At 71.0% G+C, this 22,358-nt stretch carries 21 protein-coding genes and 1 riboswitch; of the genes, 8 read left to right on the forward strand and 13 right to left on the reverse strand.

The window, feature by feature from the left end:
* Positions 1-207: 207 nt before the first annotated feature.
* From ACIQWR_RS36050 to ACIQWR_RS36070, 5 genes are all read left to right on the forward strand, one after another.
* Entirely contained in the window at positions 208-678 is a 471-nt protein-coding gene (locus tag ACIQWR_RS36050; RefSeq protein WP_404018629.1) for a GPI anchored serine-threonine rich family protein, read from the forward strand.
* Between the two features lie 136 nt (positions 679-814).
* Positions 815-1,243, forward strand: a complete 429-nt coding sequence (locus ACIQWR_RS36055) for a VOC family protein (RefSeq protein WP_404018630.1) — start codon at positions 815-817, stop codon at positions 1,241-1,243.
* A gap of 128 nt (positions 1,244-1,371) precedes the next feature.
* Positions 1,372-1,875 carry a GNAT family N-acetyltransferase gene (locus tag ACIQWR_RS36060; RefSeq protein ID WP_404018633.1) on the forward strand — a complete coding sequence of 168 codons (504 nt, stop codon included), beginning with the start codon at positions 1,372-1,374 and terminating at the stop codon, positions 1,873-1,875.
* Between the two features lie 71 nt (positions 1,876-1,946).
* Positions 1,947-2,867, forward strand: coding sequence for a hypothetical protein (locus ACIQWR_RS36065; RefSeq protein ID WP_404018636.1), 921 nt, complete (start codon positions 1,947-1,949; stop codon positions 2,865-2,867).
* Positions 2,868-3,044: 177 nt separating this feature from the next.
* Entirely contained in the window at positions 3,045-3,872 is an 828-nt protein-coding gene (locus tag ACIQWR_RS36070) for a PhzF family phenazine biosynthesis protein (RefSeq protein WP_404018638.1), read from the forward strand.
* A 31-nt stretch (positions 3,873-3,903) separates the two neighbouring features.
* Here the strand turns inward: ACIQWR_RS36070 and ACIQWR_RS36075 are convergent, their stop codons facing one another.
* A complete protein-coding gene (locus ACIQWR_RS36075; protein ID WP_404018640.1) occupies positions 3,904-4,701 on the reverse strand; it encodes a CPBP family intramembrane glutamic endopeptidase in 798 nt (265 codons plus the stop codon).
* A 236-nt stretch (positions 4,702-4,937) separates the two neighbouring features.
* The gene (locus tag ACIQWR_RS36080) at positions 4,938-6,473 is read right to left on the reverse strand and encodes a glutamate-cysteine ligase family protein (RefSeq protein ID WP_404018643.1); all 1,536 of its coding nucleotides are present in this window, start codon (positions 6,471-6,473) and stop codon (positions 4,938-4,940) included.
* Positions 6,474-6,968: 495 nt separating this feature from the next.
* Between ACIQWR_RS36080 and ACIQWR_RS36085 the strand changes: the two genes are divergently transcribed.
* Both ACIQWR_RS36085 and ACIQWR_RS36090 read left to right on the forward strand, forming a co-directional pair.
* The gene (locus ACIQWR_RS36085) at positions 6,969-7,604 is read left to right on the forward strand and encodes a hypothetical protein (RefSeq protein ID WP_404018645.1); all 636 of its coding nucleotides are present in this window, start codon (positions 6,969-6,971) and stop codon (positions 7,602-7,604) included.
* Between the two features lie 299 nt (positions 7,605-7,903).
* A complete protein-coding gene (locus ACIQWR_RS36090; protein WP_385778455.1) occupies positions 7,904-8,110 on the forward strand; it encodes a DUF5999 family protein in 207 nt (68 codons plus the stop codon).
* Positions 8,111-8,255: 145 nt separating this feature from the next.
* On the opposite strand, the gene gcvP is transcribed toward ACIQWR_RS36090, so the two are convergent.
* Positions 8,256-11,141 carry an aminomethyl-transferring glycine dehydrogenase gene (gcvP, locus tag ACIQWR_RS36095; RefSeq protein WP_404018648.1) on the reverse strand — a complete coding sequence of 962 codons (2,886 nt, stop codon included), beginning with the start codon at positions 11,139-11,141 and terminating at the stop codon, positions 8,256-8,258.
* A gap of 196 nt (positions 11,142-11,337) precedes the next feature.
* Positions 11,338-11,436, reverse strand: a riboswitch (glycine riboswitch).
* A gap of 102 nt (positions 11,437-11,538) precedes the next feature.
* Here gcvP and ACIQWR_RS36100 point away from each other — a divergent pair.
* Positions 11,539-11,925 carry a PRC-barrel domain-containing protein gene (locus ACIQWR_RS36100; protein ID WP_385778459.1) on the forward strand — a complete coding sequence of 129 codons (387 nt, stop codon included), beginning with the start codon at positions 11,539-11,541 and terminating at the stop codon, positions 11,923-11,925.
* 48 nt (positions 11,926-11,973) lie between these two features.
* On the opposite strand, the gene ACIQWR_RS36105 is transcribed toward ACIQWR_RS36100, so the two are convergent.
* The 10 genes from ACIQWR_RS36105 to ACIQWR_RS36150 form a co-directional block, all read right to left on the reverse strand.
* Positions 11,974-13,509, reverse strand: coding sequence for a DNA polymerase IV (locus ACIQWR_RS36105; protein WP_404018651.1), 1,536 nt, complete (start codon positions 13,507-13,509; stop codon positions 11,974-11,976).
* A 139-nt stretch (positions 13,510-13,648) separates the two neighbouring features.
* Positions 13,649-14,287, reverse strand: a complete 639-nt coding sequence (locus ACIQWR_RS36110; RefSeq protein WP_404018654.1) for a MerR family transcriptional regulator — start codon at positions 14,285-14,287, stop codon at positions 13,649-13,651.
* A gap of 180 nt (positions 14,288-14,467) precedes the next feature.
* On the reverse strand, positions 14,468-14,941 hold the full coding sequence (locus ACIQWR_RS36115; RefSeq protein ID WP_283461037.1) for a bifunctional nuclease family protein: 474 nt from the start codon (positions 14,939-14,941) through the stop codon (positions 14,468-14,470).
* Positions 14,942-14,993: 52 nt separating this feature from the next.
* The gene (locus ACIQWR_RS36120; protein ID WP_404018657.1) at positions 14,994-15,761 is read right to left on the reverse strand and encodes a MerR family transcriptional regulator; all 768 of its coding nucleotides are present in this window, start codon (positions 15,759-15,761) and stop codon (positions 14,994-14,996) included.
* 42 nt (positions 15,762-15,803) lie between these two features.
* The gene (locus ACIQWR_RS36125; RefSeq protein WP_404018689.1) at positions 15,804-16,745 is read right to left on the reverse strand and encodes an FHA domain-containing protein; all 942 of its coding nucleotides are present in this window, start codon (positions 16,743-16,745) and stop codon (positions 15,804-15,806) included.
* Positions 16,746-16,827: 82 nt separating this feature from the next.
* A complete protein-coding gene (locus ACIQWR_RS36130) occupies positions 16,828-17,643 on the reverse strand; it encodes a DUF881 domain-containing protein (RefSeq protein WP_404018660.1) in 816 nt (271 codons plus the stop codon).
* 4 nt (positions 17,644-17,647) lie between these two features.
* Complete coding sequence (locus ACIQWR_RS36135; protein WP_125651314.1) at positions 17,648-17,980, reverse strand: small basic family protein; 333 nt, start codon at positions 17,978-17,980, stop codon at positions 17,648-17,650.
* The gene (locus ACIQWR_RS36140; RefSeq protein WP_404018692.1) at positions 17,977-18,894 is read right to left on the reverse strand and encodes a DUF881 domain-containing protein; all 918 of its coding nucleotides are present in this window, start codon (positions 18,892-18,894) and stop codon (positions 17,977-17,979) included. The genes ACIQWR_RS36135 and ACIQWR_RS36140 overlap by 4 nt, the downstream gene beginning before the upstream one ends.
* Before the next feature lie 86 nt (positions 18,895-18,980).
* A complete protein-coding gene (locus ACIQWR_RS36145) occupies positions 18,981-21,476 on the reverse strand; it encodes a sugar phosphate nucleotidyltransferase (protein WP_404018663.1) in 2,496 nt (831 codons plus the stop codon).
* A 105-nt stretch (positions 21,477-21,581) separates the two neighbouring features.
* The gene (locus tag ACIQWR_RS36150) at positions 21,582-22,190 is read right to left on the reverse strand and encodes a CDP-alcohol phosphatidyltransferase family protein (protein ID WP_404018666.1); all 609 of its coding nucleotides are present in this window, start codon (positions 22,188-22,190) and stop codon (positions 21,582-21,584) included.
* Between the last annotated feature and the right edge of the window lie 168 nt (positions 22,191-22,358).

The following is a 22,358-nucleotide window of genomic DNA, read 5'->3' on the forward strand; positions in this document are numbered from 1 at the left end:
TCGTTCATGTCGTTGTCCGACATCCCAACCATCGCCGACCGCTCGCGATGTGTCAACGATATATCGGGAGTGTTCTTAACGAGCCTCGCGATCCCGATGTGTCGCGGACCGGGCACGAGCCCCGGATCGCCACCGAAGTCGGACCCCACCCGATGCGTGCCCGTACCCGCCCGTGCCCGGCGGGTCGCGGGGACCGTTGAGCAGATCATGGAATCCCTCGCTCCCACCCGACGGCGGCCGCGCCTGGCGCTGGCGGCCGTCCTGCTGGCCCTCGCGTACAGCGCCGTCACCAGCGTGACCCAGCCTCAACCCGCCGCCGCGGCCTCTACGTTCTCCCAGCCCGTCACCGGTGTCGTCTGGCAGGCCGGCCGGGCCCACTCCATCGTCTGGACCGGCGGCGCACCCGGCAGGCAGCCGCTCACATTGATGCGCGGCTCGTCCACCGCGCGCCAGCAGGTGCTCCAGATCGCCGTGGTGGAGGGCTCCTCCGGCACGTACGACTGGACGCCCCCCGCCGACCTGCCCACCGACGACACGTACGCGATCGCCCTGGGGAGGCCGCCCGAGGTCGGCTACACCGGCCGGTTCACCATCACCCACCAGGGCGAGGACGCACCGGCTCCGCCCGCGAAACCGCACCGGGCCCCGGCCCCGGCCCCGGCACCCAGGAAGCCCTGACCAGGGAACGTATCCGCACGTGCGCTCCACACGTGACGGGAATCCCGCAGTGAGTCGATACCGGTCATGGCGGCCTCCGCGCGGGCCGTGACGCCCGAGGGGCTCCGGCGCCGGGACGCGCCGTTACGGTGGGCCGATGTCATCGATCAAGAAGTTCCAAGTCACCTTCGACTGCGCGGAACCGGAGCGCCTCGCCCTCTTCTGGTGCGAGGTGTTGGGGTACGTCGCGGCGCCCCCACCGGCGGGGTTCGCCACCTGGGACGACTTCAGGGCTTCGCAGCCGGCCGAGGAGCGGGACGCCTGGTTCGCCTGTAGCGACCCCTCGGGCGTCGGCCCGCGGCTGTACTTCCAGCGCGTCCCCGAGGGGAAGGCCGCCAAGAACCGGCTGCACCTCGACATCCGGGTCGGCACCGGACTCGTGGGCGAGGAGCGCCTCGCCGCGCTGGAAGCCGAGTGCGCACGCCTGGTCCCCCTCGGCGCGGTGCACGTGCGGACGTTGTACGACGGCAACGACGCGTGCATACCCATGCTGGACATCGAGGGCAACGAGTTCTGCGTCGACTGAGGACCGCGCCCCTTCCCCGGAGAACCGGACACACCGACACCCGGACACCTGGACACCTGGACACCCGGGCAACCGGACACCCGGACACCCGGACACACCGCCCCGCGGACACGAGGAGACCGAAGCCAGTGATCACCACAGACCGCCTCCGGCTGCGCCCGCTCACCGAAGCCGACACCGACTGGTGGGTGCGCCTCCACACGGACGACGAGGTCAACCGGTTCGTCGGCGGCTACCACCGGGAGCAGGCCGCCGCACGCCTGCACGCGATACAGGACCAGTGGACCCGGCGCGGCCACGGCCTGTGCGCCGTCGAACTGCGCAGCACCGGCGAGGCGATCGGACGCTCCGGCCTGAACTGGTGGGAAGAGTTCGACGAGACCGAGATCGGCTGGACCTTCGCCCGCGCCCACTGGGGCCACGGCTACGCCACCGAGGCCGCCCGCGCCGTGCTCGCGTGGGGCTTCGGACCACTGGGCCTCCAGCAGATCACCGCCATGATCCACCACGGCAACACGGCCTCCGCAGCCGTCGCCCGGCGCCTCGGCTTCACCCCGCTGCGCGAGGACTCGGTCCTCGGCCGCCCCTGCACCGTCCACGCCCTGACCAGGGAAGGCCACGCGGCCGGCTGACGGTGAACGCCGCCCGACGACACGAGCGCGCCGAGGGTGTAGTGTCCGCATCGATTGAACACGTTCAATTCGTGCCCGAGGGGGGCCTCGCCGTGTACCACCATGTCGCCGCCGCGCAGCCGCGTCAGTCCAACGCCTTGACCGGCATCGCACCGGGCGCCGAGATCGTGGGAGGCGGCACGCTCCTCTGCGCGGCGCTGTACGCCCAAGTCGCCTCGCTCGGGGCCGAGCCCTACGGCCGCGGCTACGGCGGCGCCATCGCCCTGCTCTTCGGGCTGTTCGTGATGGCCGTCTTCGGCCCCCTCCTCGCCTACGCGGCGGGATGGCTGCACAGCCTGCTCTTCACCACCCCGGTGATGCTCGCGTCGAACGCCCTGGGCGTGCGCACCCGGATCTCCGCTCCGCGATGGGCCCTGCCCACGGCGGTCGTGTTCGCGGCCGGGTACGCCCTACCGCTCTCGGTGCTCACCGGCGCCGCGTACACCACCACGCTCGGCTGGACGGCCGCCGTCGGGTTCCCACCCGTGGCCGTCGCGGTGCTCGCCCGGATGCGGCAGATACCCAGCGGCAGGATCCGACTCTGGGCGATCGGGCCGATCGCGGTGGCGGTGCTCGCCGCCCTCGTCCTCGGAGCAGGCGCCCCCGGATACGAGGCGCCCGCCCTCGGGCACGCCGACTTCGTGGGCCGGTGGACGGGCGACGGAGTCAGCCTGACGCTCGGGGACCGGGGCGAGGCGGAGGCCCAGCAGCTACCCGTGCACAACGGCTTCGACGTCGTGGGCCACTGCACCGGGCACGGCACCTGGCGCTCCACGGCTGCGGGCGGGTCGGCGAACGAGGGCCGGGCGGGCGTGGTCCTCGCGCTCCCCGACTGCAAGACCGCGGAGCTGCGGTGGAGCGTGGCGGGGACCCGGGAGCGGCCCGAGCTGTTCGTGCTGATGGGTGATCCGGACGCGGGCGACGTGGTGGTCCTGCACCACCGGGCCACCTGACACCGGACCACGAGCAGCGCGGCACCGGACCACGAACGGCGCGGCACCAGGCCACGAGCAGCGCGGCACCAGGCCACGAACGGCGCGGCACCAGGCCGACCACCAGGCCACCGGCAAGGCCACCCACCCGGAATTGGCCTTTGTCCGCCGGTCACGGCCCGTCCTACGGTCGAAGGCATGCGCATCCGAATCGTCGACGCCTTCACCGACCGGCCCTTCCAGGGCAACCCCGCCGGAGTCCTGCTCCTGGACGGCGCCGCGGGCTTCCCGCCCGACACGTGGCTCCAGCAGGTCGCCGCCGAGGTCAACCTCTCCGAGACCGCCTTCGCGCACCCGCTGCCGCCCGGCGGGGAGGCCGACTGGGCGCTGCGCTGGTTCACCCCGACCGCCGAGGTCGACATGTGCGGCCACGCCACCCTCGCCACCGCGCACGTCCTGGCGAGCACCGGCCTGGCGGACGGACCGGTCCGGTTCGCCGCGCGCTGCGGCGTCCTCACCACCGAGGCCGCCGCCGACTCCACGGTGACCATGGACTTCCCGACCTCCACGCTCAGCCCGTACGAGCTCCCGGAGGCCCTCGCCCTGGCGCTGGGCGGGGTGGAGGTGCGCTCCGTCCACGACACCGCCACCCACATCGGCGACCTGTTGGTCGAGCTGGCCGACGAGCGCACCGTGCGCGAGCTGCGCCCCGACCTCGCGGTGGTCGCCGCCTACGCCAAGCGCGGGCTGATCGTCACCGCTGCGGCCGAGGACCCCGCCCGGGGGTACGACTTCGTCTCCCGCGGCTTCTTCCCCGCCGTCGGCGTCGACGAGGACCCGGTCACCGGCAGCGCGCACACCGCGCTCGCACCCTTCTGGGCCGCCCGCCTGGGCCGCACCGAGCTGACCGGCTTCCAGGGTTCGGCGCGCACCGGCCTGGTCGGGGTCCGGCTCGCGGGGGACCGTACGTTCCTGACCGGGCACGCCGTCACGGTCCTCGACGGGGAGCTGCTGACCGCCCCCTGAACCGGGCCGCCGCCGCCCGCGTACCGGCCCCTCAGGGCGTGGGCAGCCAGCCGACCTTGCCGGCGAGCAGCGCGTACCCGCCGAAGGCGACGATGTCGAGCAGTGCGTGCGCGACCACCAGCGGCCCGACCCGGCCCCAGCGCCGGTAGAGCAGGACGAAGACGACGCCCATGACGACGTTGCCCAGGAAGCCGCCGATGCCCTGGTAGAGGTGGTACGAGCCGCGCAGGACCGAACTGGCCAGCAGCGCGGCCATCGGCGACCAGCCCAGCCCGTCCAGCCTGCGCAGCAGGTAGGCCAGCACGATGACCTCCTCCACCACGGAGTTCTGCACCGCGGAGAGGATCAGTACGGGGAACTTCCACCACACGTCGGGCAGCGCTTCCGGCACCACCGTCAGGTTGAAGCCCGTGGCGCGCGCCGCCAGGTAGAAGGCGAGCCCGGCGCTGCCGATCCCGGCCGCGACGAGCGCCCCGCGCCCCAGGTCCGCGCGGGGCCGGGTGCGGTCGAAACCGAGCACCCGCAGGCCGGGCGCACCCTCGCGGGTGAGCAGGTGGGCCACGAGGAGTACGGGGACCAGGGCGGTCGCGATCCCGAAGAGCTGCCAGGACAGGTCCAGCCAGGGGCGACCCGGCGCGTAGGAGCCGTTGAGCGTGGCGGCCTGGTCCTTCAGCCCGCCCGGTTTGGTGAGCGAGCCGATGAAGCTGATGAGCGCCGAGACCGCGCTCGCACCCAGCGACAGGGCGAGCACCAGCAGCGTCTCGGTCCGCAGGACCCGCCGCCCGTCCTCGCGCAAGGTCCCGACCACCGGCTCCGGATCCGCCCGCACGCCTGACTCCGTCCCGCTCCGACCCACCGTCCCGCTCCGACCACCCCATACTGCCCGCTCGACGGCGGAACGGGATCACCGGGCAAGGCACGGCGCCGTACGGGACGCGGCGCCGGACGGAACCCGGGCACCGGAAGGGACCCGTGCGTCGGACGGAACGGTTCCGCCCGACGGCCCCGGCCGTCCAACCGCCCCCGCCGCCCAACCGCCCCCACCGTCCGACCGCCCCCACCGCCCTACCGCCCAGCGGTCAGGGCCGCGCTCACCTCCTCCTCCGGCAGCCCGGCGGGCCAAGTGTGCACGGGGTCCCCCTTGTACATGAGCTCGGTGTAGCGGCGGGTGGTCGCCGCGAGCGCCGCGTCCCGTTCCAGCCCGGCGGCCAGCGCCCGGTGGTAGGTCTCGACCTGCCAGGTCGCACCGTTGGCGCGCCTGCGACAGCGCTCCTCGATGATCCCGAGGTAGTGGTCCCGGTCCGCGGGCTCGATGCCCCAGGCGTCGAGCCCGGCCGCCGCCATCGGCAGCAGCTCGTCCAGCACGAGCCGGACCGCGGGCACGCTCGCCAGTCCCCCGCCCCGGCCCCGGCGCGGCCAGCGCAGCCGCGCGTCGATCCCGTACCGGCAGGCCGCGTCGAAGTTGGCCTCCGCCTCCGCGAAGGGCAGCCGGTTCCACACCGGGCGCTGTTCGTCGGCGAGGGTGCGCACGAGCCCGTAGTAGAAGGCGGCGTTGGCGACCACGTCGGTGACGGTGGGTCCGGCCGGCAGCACCCGGTTCTCCACCCGCAGGTGCGGCACCCCGTCGGCGACCCCGTACACGGGCCGGTTCCAGCGGTAGACGGTGCCGTTGTGCAGGACGAGTTCCTGGAGGCCGGGCACCCCGCCCTCGCCGAGCACCCGCAGTGGCTCCTCCTCGTCGCAGATCGGCAGCAGCGCCGGGAAGTAGCGGACGTTCTCCGCGAAGAGTTCGTACGCCGAGTCCACCCAGCGCTCGCCGAACCAGGTCCGCGGCCGCACCCCCTGGGCCTGGAGCTCGGGCGGCCGGGTGTCGGTGGCCTGCTGGAAGAGCGGGGGCCGCGACTCCCGCCACAGCTCGCGCCCGAAGAGGAAGGGGGAGTTGGCGCCCACGGCTATCTGTACCGCCGCCACCGCCTGCGCCGCGTTCCACACGTCCGCGAACCGGGCGGGGGTGACCTGGAGGTGCAGCTGGACCGAGGTACAGGCAGCCTCCGGGACGATCGACCCCGAGGTCCAGGTCAGCCGCTCCACCCCGTCGATGTCGAGGACGAAGTCCTCGCCCCGCATCATCAGGATCTGCTCGTTCAGCAGCGAGTAGCGGTCCACCGCCGAGAGGTTCGCGGAGACGAGGTCGCCGCGGGAGATCGTCGGCAGGATGCCGATCATCACCACCCCGGCGTCTATCTCCGCGGCCTGCCGATTGGCATATGCGAGACTCGCACTGAGCTCTTCCGCGAGCTGGTCGAAAACCCGGCCGTCGAGCCGGTGCGGAAGTATGTTGACCTCCAGGTTGAACATTCCGAGTTCGGTCTGGAAATCGGGGCTCGCAATGCGCTCCAGTACCTGGGCATTCACCATTCTCGGCAATCCGTCGGAACCCGCGAGATTCAACTCGATCTCCAGCCCCATCATGTTCTTGGGGCGATCGAACCTCTTCTCCGCCAGAAGCCGCTCCAGTCCCTCCAGGCACTCGTGAAGCTTCCTCCGATACCGTTGCCGATCGGACAGGTCGAATCCGCCTGCCACGACCTTCTCCCCCATCGAAGCGTCCCTCCACGAGTGGGCCCGGCCCGGTCCGTCCGGGCGCACGTTACGGTCGATGATGCCCCGGCCGAGTGATCGATAACGCGGCGGGGGCACGACTGGCGGACAGCGCGCGCCGGTTTGGCCGACAGGCGCTACGGCACATTCATCTGGCAAGGGGCATCCTGCAATGCCCCCGTCGACTTTTCCGTGTACGCAATACCGGCGCTTTCCAGCCGAGCACCCTTCGGGTAACCTCCGAGGTCAGCGTGAGATGTCCGCGCTCGTGCAGCTACGAATCCTCCGCAGCAGGACCGGTATGCGCCTTGTCGGCAATGGGCGGGACAGCTAGCCGAAACACTGCGTGAACACATGTCGTATAAACTCCGCAAACGAGGCAGAGAGTTGGCGCGCGGCCATTGCCCCTCAGCCCCCCTCTGGCCCCAGAATGCGACAGCGCCGTCCGCACCTGCCCCCGTTCTCCCAGGTCTCCCAAGTGAGAGGCGACCCACCATGCCGCTGCATGTCCCTCCGGCCCCCGCGCCCGCCCTGCGCAGCGTCCTCGCGGCACTCGGTTCCCCCACCGCGGTCCACGAGGCGCTCACGCCGGCGCTGCGCTCCCTCCAGGGACCGCTGACCGCCGAACTGCCCCTGCCCGTCCACGTACTGGACCGGCTCCAGTTCCTGCCCTCGACGGCGGGCCGGCCGCCCCGCACCCGGCTCACCGGCTGGAGGTTCCTGATCCGCGGCGGCGACCGGTTCGTGGCCGCGGCGGACACCCGGCTGACGGCTGACGGCTGGGCCTTCTCCCACTTCTTCGAGGGGCCCTACGTCGCCGCCACCGAACGCGCCCTGCGCCAGGCGGAATCCCTCGGCAAGAACTACCAGCCCCGGCTGCTGTCCGTACCGGAGCTGTACATGCTCACCCTGTGGCTGCACGAGGGGGTCGGCGCCGCCGCTTCGGCCGGCCTGCCCGCCGCCGCCGACCTGCTGGTGCCGTTGGCGCCCGCCCCGCCGGGCATCGCCGCCTACCGCCCGCACCCCGTGTCGGAGTTGCTGCCGGTGCTGACCCACCGCCTCACCCCCCAGAGCCCGCCGAGTCCCCAGGGCCCGCCGGTGCCGCCCTCGCTGGCGGCTCCGGCCGCCTGATCCGGGCCGCCGCGGCCCGATCCGACCCGACTCCGGCGGCCCCCTGGCCCACTGTGCCCATTCGGCCTAGCCCGCTCGGGCCAGTGTCGAACCATCCGAAATGACAGGGGAGTTGAGATGAACCGCCCGCACGGGTGATGCGTCATCAATCTATGAGGACAGCTACCGGAAATCCCTGCGGACGCCAGTCCGTAGGGCAACACTGGACCCTGACCACACCTAGATTGATACGGGGGGCGGCCATGAACGACGCATCGAGCCGCAGCACACAGACCACACCGCAGCGAAAGAACGTATCCATGTGCCAGCACCAGCCTGCCTGCCCTAGCGCCGACTCCGCCGACCGGGAGGCCGCACATCCCGTGGCCAACCACCCGGAACAGGGCTGGAGCCTGCTGTGCAACGGCGTCCTGCTCTTCGAGGACACCGGTGAGCTGCTGCCGGACGGCCGGATCATCGCTCCGCACCGCCCGCTCGCGGCGGCGCAGGTGATGAAGGCGGCGTAGCGAACCGCCCGAGGAACGCGCACGAGGACCACGTACGAAGAACGCGCACCAGGAACCGCGCACCGAGAGCGCGAAAGGGGCCGGCCCGGGAGGAATGCTCCCGGACCGGCCCCTTTCACTTCTCAGCGATGGGCACGCGCGACCATCAGTTGTCGTACTCGTCCAGCGGCGGGCAGGAGCAGACCAGGTTCCGGTCGCCGAACGCGCCGTCGATCCGGCGGACCGGCGGCCAGTACTTCTCGGCGGCGGTCAGCCCGCCCGGGAAGACGGCCTCGTCACGGGTGTACGGGTGGTTCCACTCGCCGCCCAGCGCCGCCGCGGTGTGCGGGGCGTTGGCCAGCGGGTTGTCCTCCAGCGGCCACTCGCCCGCCGCGACCTTCTCGATCTCCGCGCGAATGGCGATCATCGCGTCGCAGAAGCGGTCGATCTCGGCGAGGTCCTCGGACTCCGTCGGCTCGATCATCAGGGTGCCGGCCACCGGGAAGGACATCGTCGGCGCGTGGAACCCGTAGTCGATCAGGCGCTTGGCGATGTCGTCGATGCTGACGCCCGTGGCCTTGGACAGCGGGCGCATGTCGATGATGCACTCGTGCGCGACCAGGTTGCCCGGACCGGTGTAGAGCACCGGGAAGTGCGGCTCCAGGCGCTTGGCGATGTAGTTGGCACCGAGCACCGCCACCTGGGTGGCGCGCTTGAGGCCCTCGCCGCCCATCAGGCGCACGTACGACCACGAGATCGGCAGGATGCCCGCCGAACCCCACGGCGCGGCCGAGATCGGACCGACGCCCGTCGCGGGACCGGCGGTCGGCTGCAGCGGGTGGTTGGGCAGGTACGGGGCCAGGTGCGCCCGGACACCGACCGGGCCGACGCCCGGGCCGCCGCCGCCGTGCGGGATGCAGAAGGTCTTGTGCAGGTTCAGGTGCGAGACGTCGCCGCCGAAGTGACCCGGCTTGGCGAGGCCCACCAGGGCGTTGAGGTTGGCGCCGTCCACGTAGACCTGGCCGCCCGCGTCGTGCACCTGCGCGCAGATGTCGGCGACGTGCTCCTCGAACACGCCGTGCGTGGACGGGTAGGTGATCATCAGCACGGCGAGCTCGTCGCGGTACTGCTCGATCTTGGCGCGCAGGTCGGCGGCGTCGACCTCGCCGTCGTCCGCCGTCTTGACGACGACGACCTTCATGCCGGCCATCACGGCGCTGGCGGCGTTGGTGCCGTGCGCGGAGGACGGGATCAGGCAGATGGTGCGCTGCTCGTCGCCGTTCGCCCGGTGGTACGCCCGTACCGCGAGCAGACCGGCCAGCTCGCCCTGGGATCCGGCGTTGGGCTGGATGGACACCTTGTCGTAACCGGTGACCTCGCAGAGTCGTTCCTCCAGCTCGGTGATGAGCGTGAGGTAACCCGCGGCCTGCTCGACCGGGGCGAAGGGGTGCAGCTGGCCGAATTCGGGCCAGGTCACCGACTCCATCTCGGTGGTCGCGTTGAGCTTCATCGTGCAGGAGCCCAGCGGGATCATGCCGCGGTCCAGCGCGTAGTCCTTGTCCGACAGCTTGCGCAGGTAGCGCAGCATCGCGGTCTCGGAGCGGTGCTGGTGGAAGACCGGGTGGCTCAGGTAGGCGTCCGAGCGCAGCAGCCCCTCGGGCAGCGTGTCGGCGGTGACCTCGTCCAGCGCCTCGATGTCCGCGGTGACGCCGAAGGCGGCCCACACGGCGTCGATGTCGGCGCGCAGGGTGGTCTCGTCACAGGAGACGGAGACGTGGTCGGCGTCGACCCGGTAGAGGTTGACCCCGGCCTCGCGGGCGGCGGCCACGACCCCGTCGGCCTTGCCGGGCACCCGCGCGGTGACCGTGTCGAAGTACGAGCCGTGCACCAGCTCCACGCCGCCGGCCGTCAGACCCGCGGCGAGCAGGGTGGCGTAGCGGTGGGTGCGGCGGGCGATCGTCCGCAGGCCGTCGGGGCCGTGGTAGACGGCGTACATGGCGGCCATGACGGCGAGCAGCACCTGCGCGGTACAGATGTTGCTGGTGGCCTTCTCGCGGCGGATGTGCTGCTCGCGGGTCTGCAGGGCCAGGCGGTAGGCCTTGTTGCCGTCGGCGTCGACGGAGACGCCCACCAGGCGGCCGGGCAGCGAGCGGGCGTGCTTCTCCTGGACGGCCATGTAACCGGCGTGCGGACCGCCGAAGCCCATCGGGACGCCGAAGCGCTGGGTGGTGCCGATGGCGATGTCCGCGCCGAGCGCACCCGGGGAGGTGAGCAGGGTCAGGGCGAGCAGGTCGGCCGCGACGGAGACGATCGCGCCGAGGTCGTGCGCCTGGTCGATGACCGGCTTGATCTCGCGGACCGCACCGGAGGCACCCGGGTACTGGAGGAGCACGCCGAAGACGCCGCGCTCGGCGATCTCGGCCGGGATGCCCTCGGACAGGTCCGCGACCACGACCTCGACCCCGGTGGGCTCGGCGCGCGTCTGGATGACCGCGATGGTCTGCGGCAGCGTGTCCGCGTCGATGAGGAAGACCCCGCCCTTGACCTTGCCCACGCGGCGGGCGAGCTGCATGGCCTCGGCTGCAGCGGTGCCCTCGTCGAGCAGGGAGGCGCCGGAGGTCGGCAGCCCGGTCAGGTCGGCGACGACCGTCTGGAAGTTCAGCAGCGCTTCGAGGCGCCCCTGCGAGATCTCGGGCTGGTACGGCGTGTACGCCGTGTACCAGGCCGGGTTCTCCATGACGTTGCGCAGGATCACCGGCGGCGTGAAGGTGCCGTAGTAACCGAGGCCGATCATCGGGGTCAGGACCTGGTTGCGGTCGGCCAGCGAACGCAGCTCGGCGAGCACCTCGGCCTCGGTGCGGGCACCCGGCAGGTTCAGCGCCTCGGCGCTCTTGATGACGTCCGGCACCGCGGCGGCGGTCAGGTCGTCCAGGGAGCCGTAGCCCACCTGGGCGAGCATCTTCGCCTGCGCCTCGGCATCCGGGCCGATGTGGCGCTGCTCGAAGGGGATGCCTCGCTCCAGCTGGGAGAGCGGAATGCGGTTGGCGGTCATGTACGGAGGCCTCCTGGTCGTACGACCTGCGAGGGGTACCACGGCGCGGGCACCCGGACGGCCTCCCCCTCTGTCATCTCAACCTGAGAGCTTCACCGGGCCTCCTGGGGATCGCCCGTGGAGGTCCGGCTTTCACCGTCGGTGAGGAAGGGCACCGGAACTGCGATCCGTCGCCCGTCCTGCTTTCCAGAGTGGCCTCGTCCGTGCGGTACGTCTGCCTGAGAGATTCCGGGGAGGAGTTGCTCCTTCGGCGCCTCCGACGAACTCGATCGGAGGACTCTCCCGCACAGGGTCAGCAGCCGTTCCCCAGCCTACCAGCGAGGATCTGGGCACTCCCTCGAGTGGCCCCCTCCCCGGAAATGCACTTTTGTAGTCATTACGGAGGAGTTGCGACCAAATGGAGGCGACCGTGCAGACCGACATCGATCCGCGCAGCCTGATCGGCCGCAAGGCGTTCGACCGCAATGGAACCAAGATCGGCACCGTCGACGAGGTCTACCTCGACGATGCCACGGGCGTCCCGGAATGGGCCGCCGTACGGACCGGACTCTTCAGCCGGGACGCCTTCGTCCCGCTGGAACCGAGCGAGGTGGTGGGCGACACCCTGCGGGTTCCCTTCGAACGCGCCCTGATCAAGGACGCCCCCGATTTCGGGGTGGGTCGCCACCTCTCCCCCGAACAGGAGCTCCAGCTCTACCACCACTACGGCCTGGACGTGACCCTGCCGAGTGACTTCCACCACGGCGACCGCGACTTCGGCCGCCTCGCGGGCGGCGAGGCCTAGGCCGGGCCGGCGGCGAGGCCTAAGCCGGGCCACCCGCCCGCAGGTCCGTCATCCGGCCGTTCCTTCTTTGGCATGTTCCCCGTCACGTTCGGCATGTTCGCCGTCCCGCTCCCCGACCAGGGGCAGCGGAACGGACGGTTCCAGGTCGGGGTCGTCCATCCGGAAGGTGCGCACCCGGCCCGGCGGCGATCCCGGCTGCTCGAAGCGGACGGTCACCCTCCCCACCCCGCTGCCCTGCACCCAGCCGGGCCCGTACTCCTCGTGGCGCACATCGGTCCCCGCCGGCCACCTCCGTTCCTGCGGGGGATCCCCCACGGGCGCGTCCGCGACCCCGGCCCCGGCCGCCGCCTGCGCGCCTACGGGCGCCCCCGCGCCCCCGTCGGCCCCGTCACCCCCGTCCTCCCCCCGCGCCCCCGCGCCCGCCCCCGCGGCGGAGTCCGGCACACCGGAATCCCGCCCCCCGGCCGCCGCCTCCGCTTCCGCCCGGGCCGCTGCCCGGGCCGCCGCCTCGGCCTCCGCCTGGGCGAACAGGTCCTCCTGCGTGTAGTCGGCCAACCCCGACACCCCCACGCCCAGCAGCCGCACCCCGCCCGTGGTGTCGATCCCCTCCAGCAGCCGCGCCGCCGCCTCCCGGACCACCGCCGGATCGTCCGTCGGCCCCCGCAGGGTCTCCGACCGGGTCAGCGTGGAGAAGTCGTAGCGGCGCACCTTGAGCACGATCGTCCGACCCGAGTGCCCCGACGCGCGCAGCCGCCCCACGCACCGCTCCGCGAGCCGCTGCACCTCGCCCCGGATCCGGACCCGGTCGTGCAGGTCCACGTCGAAGGTGTCCTCGACCGAGACGGACTTCGCGTCCCGTTCGGCGACCACGGGCCGGTCGTCCAGCCCCAGCGCCATCCGGTACAGCGCCACGCCGTGCGCCCGCCCGGTCATCCGGACCAGCTCGTCCTCGCCGGCGTCGGCCAGCTCCCCCACCGTGGTGATCCCGGCCCGCCGCAGGTGCTCCCCGGTGGCCGGCCCCACCCCGGGCAGGGTCCGCACCGACATGGGCGCCAGCAGGTCCCGCTCGGTCCCCGGCTCGATCAGCAACAACCCGTCCGGCTTGGCGCCCTCCGAGGCCACCTTGGCCAGCATCTTGGACCCGGCCAGCCCCACCGAGGCGCTGAGCCCCGTCGCCGCCCGGATGTCCGCCCGCAGCCGCTCGGCCGTGACCCGGGCCCCGGCCGCGTCGAAGGCCGCGCCGCCCGCCTCCAGGTCCACGAAGGCCTCGTCCAGGCTGAGCGGCTCCACCAGCGGCGACAGTGCGCGCAGCCGCGCCATCACGAGGTCGCTGACCGCTCGGTACAGGGTGAAGCGCGGGATCAGGTAGGCCCCGTTCGGGCAGAGCCGCCGGGCCTGGGCGGTGGGCATCGCCGAATGGACCCCGAAGCGCCGCGCCTCGTACGAGGCCGTCGCGACCACCCCGCGCGGGCCGAGCCCACCGACGATCACGGCCTTCCCGCGCAGGCTCGGCTTCGCCGCCTGCTCCACGGAGGCGTAGAAGGCGTCCATGTCCAGATGCAGGATGGTCGGCGCGGCTCTCACGCCACCGATGCTGCCCTACGCCACTGACAACGCCCCCGACGCACGTCCGGCGCGCCCCGCGAGGAGCCTCCGGCGCGCCCCGGGGGCGGTCTGGGAGGGGTCCGGACGGACCGGCCGCGGCCCGTCCGACCCGGGGGCCTCAGCCCGCCCGGTTGCGGCGCGCGGCCAGCTCGTCGGCCGGGTTGTGCCCGACCAGCGTCTCGCCCGTCTCCACGCGCTCCCCGTGCAGCTGCGACAGCGCCTTCTCGACGTCCCGCCACACCACTCCGACGGCGATCCCGAAGATCCCCTGCCCGCCCTGGAGCAGGCCCACGACCTCGTCCGGTGAGGTGCACTCGTAGACGGTCGCGCCGTCGCTCATGAGCGTCATCCGCTCCAGGTCGCGAAAGCCCCGGTCGCGCAGGTGCTGGACGGTGGTGCGGATGTTCTGCAGCGCCACCCCGGTGTCCAGGAAGCGTTTGACGATCTTGAGGACGACCACGTCCCGGAAGCTGTAGAGCCGCTGGGTACCGGATCCGCCGGCCGCGCGCACGCTGGGCTCGACGAGCCCGGTCCGCGCCCAGTAGTCGAGCTGCCGGTAGGTGATGCCCGCGGCGGCGCAGGCCGTGGGCCCGCGATAGCCGATCTCCCCGGTGGCCTGCTCGCCGTCCTCCGGGCCGTGTGGCACGGATTCCGGCTGACGGCGCGCGGCACCCACCGCCCCGCCGTGCAGCGCGTACGGTCCGCCCTCACTCCGTGCGGGGATGCCCCCGGTCGTACCGTCGCCCGTGATCCTCACGCCGACCCTCCGTCCTTGACCTGCCACCTTGAAGGTAGGCAGTCACCCGGGGTGCGTCAACGATCGCCACACTCGGCACGCCGAGTGATAATCACCCTGAGAGTGGTTTCCCGTATCCCTTAGCGGGGAAAGGCTACTCGAATGGGCTGACTTTCCCTTGAGGACGACTCGGTCGACACCTCACTGATTGCTGCTACCGAAGTCCTCCGGCGAGATCTGGTCGAGGAACTCGCGGAACTTCTCCACCTCGTCCTCCTGCTCGTCCGGAATCGCAATTCCGGCATCGTCCAGCACCCCGTCGCTCCCGTAGATCGGCGTCCCGGTGCGCAGGGCCAGCGCTATGGCGTCGGACGGCCTCGCGCTCACCTCGACCCCGCTGGCGAAGACGAGCTCCGCGTAGAAGACGCCCTCCCGCAGATCCGTGATCCGGACCTCGGTGAGTTCCTCGCCGATCGCCTCCAGCACGTCCTTGAACAGGTCGTGCGTCAGCGGCCGGGCAGGGGCCATCCCCTGCTGGGCGAAGGCAATGGCAGTAGCCTCCCCAGGACCGATCCAGATGGGGAGGTACCGATCGCCTCCCACTTCACGCAGGAGCACGATCGGTTGGTTGGAGGGCATTTCAACCCGGACACCCACAACGTCGAGCTCGTTCACACAGCAACCCTAGGACCTGCCCGGCCGGTTTGGGTAGTCGGGGCCCCGCGAGTCAGTGCAGTCGGACCCCGAGAGCGGTCTGTACGAGCGCCTCGTGGAGCCGTACGGAGATGCCCGCGAGCTCTTTCAGGGTGGCCTCGGCGTGGGCCCTGGTCTGGGGATTGCGGTGCCGCCGCAGCGGTGCGACCACCTGTTCCACGAGCCCGGCCTCCCGGTCCGCCGCCGCCTTCATGGCGCGCAGATGGCGCGGCTCCAGACCGAAGCGGCCCAGTTCCGCCACCAGCCGGGCCACGGTGACGGCCTCGGCATCGAATCCGCCCTCCGGTGCCTCCGTGAGGAGCCCGTACGACTCCCACTCGACCAGCTGCACCTCGTCCACCTCGGCGGCGGCCAGCAGCTCGGCCCGGCCGATGCGGGCCACGGTGGGCCGGTTCCGGCTGATCTCGCCCAGCACGGCGGCCACCACCGCCGCCCCGGCGGCGTCGCCGTCAGCGGGTGCGGCGGGGGCGGGGATACGGATCTGCTCGCCCCGTTCGAGCGCGTCGAGCTGGTCCTTGATGACCTTCAGCGGCAGGTAGTGGTCGCGCTGCAACCGCAGGATCCTGGCCAGCCGCTCGACGTCGTCGGGGCTGAACTTGCGATATCCGGAAGGTGTGCGCCGGGGCTCGACCAGCCCCTCCGCTTCGAGGAACCGGATCTTGGAAATCGTGACTTCGGGAAACTCGTCGCGCAGCGTGGTGAGCACCGTGCCGATGCTCACCAGCCGCCCGCCCGAGCCGGCGGTGCCGTGTCCGGCACCGCCCGTCGAGGTACGCAGCATGGACCTTCCCTGTGGTCTCCCCGGGCGGGCCCGGGGAGACGGTCAGATGCCCCGCTGGCTCGCGTAGAAGACCAGCCGGTACTTGCCGATCTGGACCTCGTCGCCGTTGTGCAGGACGACCGATTCGATCGGCTCACGGTTCACGTACGTGCCGTTGAGGCTGCCCACGTCGGAGACGGTGAAGCCACCGTCCTGGCCCCTGCGGAAGTCGACGTGCCGCCGGGAGACGGTGACGTCGTCCAGGAAGATGTCGCTCTGCGGGTGGCGCCCCGCCGTGGTCAGTTCGCCGTCCAGCAGGAAGCGGCTGCCGGAGTTCGGGCCGCGCCGCACGATGAGCAGCGCGGAGCCCGGAGGCAGTGCTTCCACCGCGGCCTGGGCCTCGGGGGACAGCGAGGACGACACGTGCTGTCCGGACACCTCGGCCTCGTAGGCCTCCAGGCCCGAGATCGAGATGGTGGACGTGGTCTCCGAAGCACGCTCCGGCGTCAGGCCCGGCCGCAGCGGCGCCCCGCAGTTGGAGCAGAACCGGCTGGCCGCATCGCTGCGGTGGCCACACCTGCTGCAAACCTGCTCGGCCGACATGGACGGCTCCTCGCGCCGCGGGTGCCCCGCGGAGGCATTGGTGGCATACGGGTCGGGGTCAAACCCTCCACCCGTACTTGAGGTTGATGGTTCACCGAAACCTATGCGTCCGGAACCGGCAGGGTCAACAGCCGACGCGCCGTACGCGCCCGAATTGTCACCCGCCCCGGCGACCTCGTCGCGGAAGAGCGGCCGGTCGCCCTGCCCCTCCACATCACCGTGTCCCGCGCGGTGCTTGGGCGCACCGCTCTCCTCGCGGTTCTTCTTGCCGAACAACTTCTCAAACAACTTCACGGGCGATTCCCCTTGACCGAAACAGACCCGCCCGTGGGGCAGGACGAACTCCGAATACTCACACCTGCCGACCCGGACATTCTCACAACGTCCGTCACCACCAGACAGTTTCCACCACGCACCGCTTCTTCGGTGCGTCGACCCCCCGCAGGCATCCGCCCACGTGAGCCGCTCCACATCCCGCCCGGTCTCATGACGATGACGACCGAGCGTAGTCAGGCTGCTTCGCAGCCCGCAAGGCGTCCACAACGATCTTCGCCGATCGTACGACGGTGGCGTTGGCCTGTTCCTTCTCCAGCGTCTGGATGACGCCGCCGGGAATGTTGAGGGCCGGCTCCAGGTCCTGCGGCTTTCCGATCACCCTGAATTCATAGGGTTGTGTGATCTTCCTGCCGTCGATCGCGACCCCGCCGCCCTCGTCCGAGAAGTACGTGCTCGCGACGACGCGCACACCGTTGATCTGGATGGCCTCTGCTCCCGCCGCCCGCAGCTCCTGGATGGTGTCCAGCAGCTTGTCCGACTGCACCTGGCCCTTGGTGTCGGTGACCTTGAGCGTGATGCCCGGCCCCTGCGCCGCCACGGTACCCGCCAGGATCCCCAGTTGGCGTTCCTTCTCGACCGTCTGCTTGCGCGCCTCGTCGGCCTGGTTGGAGCTCGACTCCAGCTCCTTGCGCTGGTCCACCAACTTCTGCTTCTCGTCTTCCAGCCGCTTGGTGCGCCCGTCCAGCTCGTCGAGGATGCGCACCAGGTCCTCCTGGCGCGCCCCGCGCAGGGCACTGGAGTCGCTGTTGTGGCGCACCTGGATGGCGAGCCCCAGTCCGAGGACGAACAGCAACAGGGCGACGATCAGTTGGGCCCGGCTCACCCGCGGCGGCCAGAGCCCCGCGGCCAGCCGCTGGCGCCCCGTCTGTTCGGTAGACGTGGATGGGGCCCCTGGCGGTTCCACGGGCCCCGTGGGAGCTGCGGGCCGGGTGGGCTCGGGCGGAGTGTTCTCGTCCGTACTCATGGCCTCACGCCCGGAAGACGTGCCGACGGATGGCCGCGGCGTTGGAGAAGATCCGGATGCCGAGGACCACGACGACGCCGGTGGACAGCTGCGCGCCGACGCCGAGCTTGTCGCCGAGGAAGACGATGAGCGCCGCGACCACCACGTTGGACAGGAACGACACCACGAAGACCTTGTCCACGAAGATGCCGTCCAACATCGCGCGCAGCCCACCGAACACCGCGTCGAGCGCGGCCACGACGGCGATCGGCAGATATGGCTCGACGACGGCCGGCACCTCGGGCCGGACCAGAAGTCCGGCCACCACTCCGGCCACCAGGCCCAGTACCGCGATCACGATGCACCCTTCTTCGGATCTTCTGCTGTAGCTGTGGCTGTGGCTGTGCGTACGGTCAGGCTCGACGCGGCCGGCAGCCGTACCTCGTTCTCCGCGGACAGGGTGTACCGGATCCCGTAGCTCTCCTGGAGCACGTGCAGGTACTGCCCGTCCACGCTGTCCTGGAACTCCGTGTTCAGCCGCTTCTTGTCGCCGACCGCGAGGATCTCGTACGGCGGCACCAGCGGCTTGTTGTCGACCAGTATCGCGTCACCGGCGGCCCGGATCGCCGACAGCGCCGTCAGCCGCTGCCCGTTGATCGCCACGGCCTCCGCCCCGGCCTGCCAGAGGCCGTTGACGATCCGCTGCATGTCCCGGTCCCGCAAGCGTCCGGTGTCCGAGAAGCCGGCGCTCTCCCGCGGACCGTTGCCGTTGCCCGTGGAGGCGCCCTTCGCGTCGTCCACCGTCAGCTTGATGCCGGGTCCGCGGACCTCGGTCGCTCCGGAGAGCAGCGCCAACAGCTCGCCCTGGTCCCCACCGTGCTGCTTGAGGGCCGCACGCTGGCGGCCCGCGACGTCGTCGCGCAGCCGCTCGATGTCCTTCTCCACGCCGTCCGCGTGATCGTCGGCCCGCTCGACGCGGGAGATCAACTCCTCCCGCTCCTTGGCCAGCACCGGAGCGGCTATCCGTGCCTGCGCGGCACCCAGCGTCACGACCATGGCGGCGAGCACGAGCCCGGCCGCCAGCGCCAGTTTGGCCTTGAGGTTGCGCGGCAGACCCGACGTGCCCTCCGCCTCGCGCCGGGCCGCGGCTTCCGCATAGCCCTCGTCGAGACTGTGGTCCATCACGTGCGTCAGCAGCGACATGGACGCGTCCGGGCGCACCGGCGGTTTGGCCGAACTCCGGTTGTTGGGCGGCTGCGACATGCCGCACATCGTCGCATGTCGCACCGGCCGACACCGAATGCTGCCGTCCGCCGGGCCGGGAACCACGCTGCGTGGCCCCGGCCCGCGGACCCGGGTCAGTCCCCGGCACCGTCCAGGACGCCCGCCCACTCCTCCAGCAGGGCCTGCGCGGACGCGTCGTCGGGACCTTCGGCCCACAGGTGCGTCACGGCCTCCGCCGGGTCCGGCAGGACGAGCGCCCACCGCCCGTCGGCCTCGACCACGCGCACCCCGTCGGTCGTGTCCACCTGCCGGTCCCCCGCAGCCTCCACCACGCGCCGCATGACCAGGCCCTTGACCGCCCACGGGGTCGGCACGTCCCGCTTGAGGACGTGCGCCCGCGGGATCCGGGCGTCGATCTGGCTCAGCGTGAGCTGCGTGCGCGCCACCAGCCCGATCAGCTGGACGAAGGCGGCCGACCCGTCGAAGACGCTGCTGAACTCCGGGACGATGTACCCGCCCCGGCCGTCCCCGCCGAAGATCGTGGTCTCCGCCCGGCCCACCCGGGTCAGGTCGTCGGGCGAGGTCGTCGTCCACTCCACCTGCGTGCCGTGGTACGCCGCCACCTGCTCCGCGATCCGGGTCGTGGTCACCGGCAGCGCCACCCGACCGCTGCGACGCTCCGCCGCGACCAGGTCCAGCAGCACCAGCAGCGCCCGGTCGTCCTCGATGATCCGACCCCGCTCGTCCACGAGCGAGATCCGCTCGCCGACCGGGTCGAAGCGCACGCCGAAGGCCGCGCGCGAGGAGGCGACGATCTCCCCGAGGCGTACCAGGGCGGCCCGCCGGGACTCGGGGGTCTCGGTCGGCCTGGACTCGTCGAGCCCGGGATTGACCGTGAGGGCGTCCACCCCGAGCCGGCCCAGCAGGCTGGGCAGCACGAGCCCGGCGCTGCCGTTCGCCGCGTCCACGACCACCTTGAGCCCGGAGTCCGCGACGCCGGAGGTGTCCACGTGCCGCAGCAGCGAACCGGTGTAGGAGTCGAAGACGCTCGACGGGAACTGCAGGTCACCGATCTCACCGGGGAACGCGCGCCGGTACTCCTGGCGCGCGTACACGCGGTCGAGCTTGCGCTGCTGCCCCTGCGAGAGGTCCGCGCCGCGCTCGTCGAGGAAGATGATGTCGACCGAGTCCGGCACGCCGGGCGAGGTCCGCAGCATGATCCCGCCCGCACTGCCGCGCGCGGTCTGCTGCCGCGCGACCGGCAGCGGAACGTTCTCCAGGTCCCGTACGTCGATGGCGCTGGCCTGGAGCGCGGAGATCATCGCGCGCTTCAGCGCACGCGCGCCGCGCGAGTGGTCACGGGCGGTGGTGACCATCGCCCCCTTCTTCAGCGTGGTCGCGTAGGCACCGGCGAGCCGGACGCACAGCTCGGGGGTGATCTCCACGTTCAGGATGCCGGAGACCCCGCGCGCACCGAAGAGGTGCGCCTGGCCCCGCGACTCCCAGATGACCGAGGTGTTGACGAAGGCGCCCGCCTCGATCGTCTTGAAGGGGTAGACCCGCACGTTGCCCTGGACGATCGATTCCTCACCGATCAGGCACTCGTCACCGATGACCGCCCCGTCCTCGATCCGGGAGGCCCGCATGATGTCGGTGTTCTTGCCGATGACGCAGCCGCGGAGGTTGCTGTGCGGACCGATGTACACGTTGTCGTGGATCACGGCCTTGTGCAGGAAGGCGCCGGTCTTGACGACCACGTTCGAGCCGATGACCGTGTGCTCGCGGATCTCGACCCCGGCCTCGACCTTGGCGTAGTCCCCGATGTAGAGCGGCCCGCGCAGCACCGCGTCGGGGTGTACCTCGGCGCCTTCGGCGATCCACACCCCGGGGGAGATCTCGAAGCCGTCCATGTCGACCTGGACCTTGCCTTCGAGCACGTCGGCCTGGGCCTTGACGTAGCTCTCGTGGGTGCCGACGTCCTCCCAGTAGCCCTCGGCGACGTAGCCGTAGATCGGCCGGCCTTCCTTCATCAGCTGGGGGAAGACGTCACCGGACCAGTCGACCGGGACATCCGGGTCCACGTAGTTGAAGACCTCCGGCTCCATCACGTAGATGCCGGTGTTGACGGTGTCCGAGAAGACCTGCCCCCACGTCGGCTTCTCCAGGAAGCGCTCGACCTTCCCCTCCTCGTCCACGATCGTGATGCCGAATTCCAGCGGGTTCGGCACCCGGGTGAGGCACACCGTGACGAGTGCGCCCTTCTCCTTGTGGAAGTTGATGAGGTCGGTGAGGTTGAAGTCGGTGAGCGCGTCGCCGGAGATCACGACGAAGGCATCGTCCTTGAGGGCCTCCTCGGCGTTCTTCACGCTGCCGGCGGTCCCTAGGGGCTTCTCCTCGTTGGCATAGGTCAGCTCCATGCCCAGTTCCTCGCCGTCACCGAAATAGTTCTTGACGAGTGACGCCAGGAACTGCACGGTGACCACGGTCTCGCTGAGACCATGCCGCTTGAGCAGCCTCAGCACGTGCTCCATGATCGGCCGGTTGGCCACCGGCAGGAGCGGCTTGGGCATGCTCGAGGTCATGGGGCGAAGGCGCGTGCCCTCGCCACCGGCCATCACGACGGCCTTCATGTCGGAAGAGTCCTCCTTGAGAGACGGCGTTTCGCGCCGACCTCACCCGTCTCGGACGGTGGTGGCTACGCAACTCTTCCGCGTGACTACTCCGGCGAGCCGAACTCAGTCGGCCGTGGCGTCCGCCTTCACCAGACGACGGACCTGCACCACGTACAGGACTCCTGCCCACCAATAGAGGGTTGTACCCCAAACTGCGAACGCCCATCCGAAAACTGAACCCAACCAGGCGAGCCAGCCCGTCCCGTCGCTGAGCAGCAGCAAGGGGAAGGCGTACATCAGGTTGAAGGTGGCGGCCTTGCCCAGGAAGTTCACCTGCGGCGGCGGATAGCCGTGGCGGCGCAGGATCCACACCATGACCAGCAGCATCAGCTCACGGGCCAGGAGGGCGCCGGTGAGCCACAGCGGCAGGATCTCGCGCCAGGTGAGCCCGACGAGCGTGGACAGGATGTACAGCCGGTCAGCGGCCGGATCCAGCAGCCGGCCGAGGCTGCTGATCTGGTTCCAGCGCCGGGCGAGCTTCCCGTCCAGATAGTCGCTGACCCCGCTGAACATGAGCACCAGCAGCGCCCAACCGTCGGCCTTCGGGCCGCCGAACACCGGCATCAGGATGAGCCAGAGGAACACGGGGACGCCGACGAGGCGAGCCATGCTCAGAATGTTCGGGATGGTGAGGATTCGGTCCGTCTGAACCCGAGTCTCCTGGACCTCCACCCGAGGGCCTCCACTTTGAAACGTACGAACGATGCCTCCTGACCCTACAGGAGAACAACCCGGCCCTCCGGACCCGGAACGCAGAAAAGCCCCGCACCATAAGGTGCGGGGCTTTCCCGGAAAAATTGTTCGGCGGCGTCCTACTCTCCCACAGGGTCCCCCCTGCAG

The sequence above is a fragment of the Streptomyces sp. NPDC098789 genome, assembly GCF_044759975.1.
Classification (GTDB): domain Bacteria; phylum Actinomycetota; class Actinomycetes; order Streptomycetales; family Streptomycetaceae; genus Streptomyces.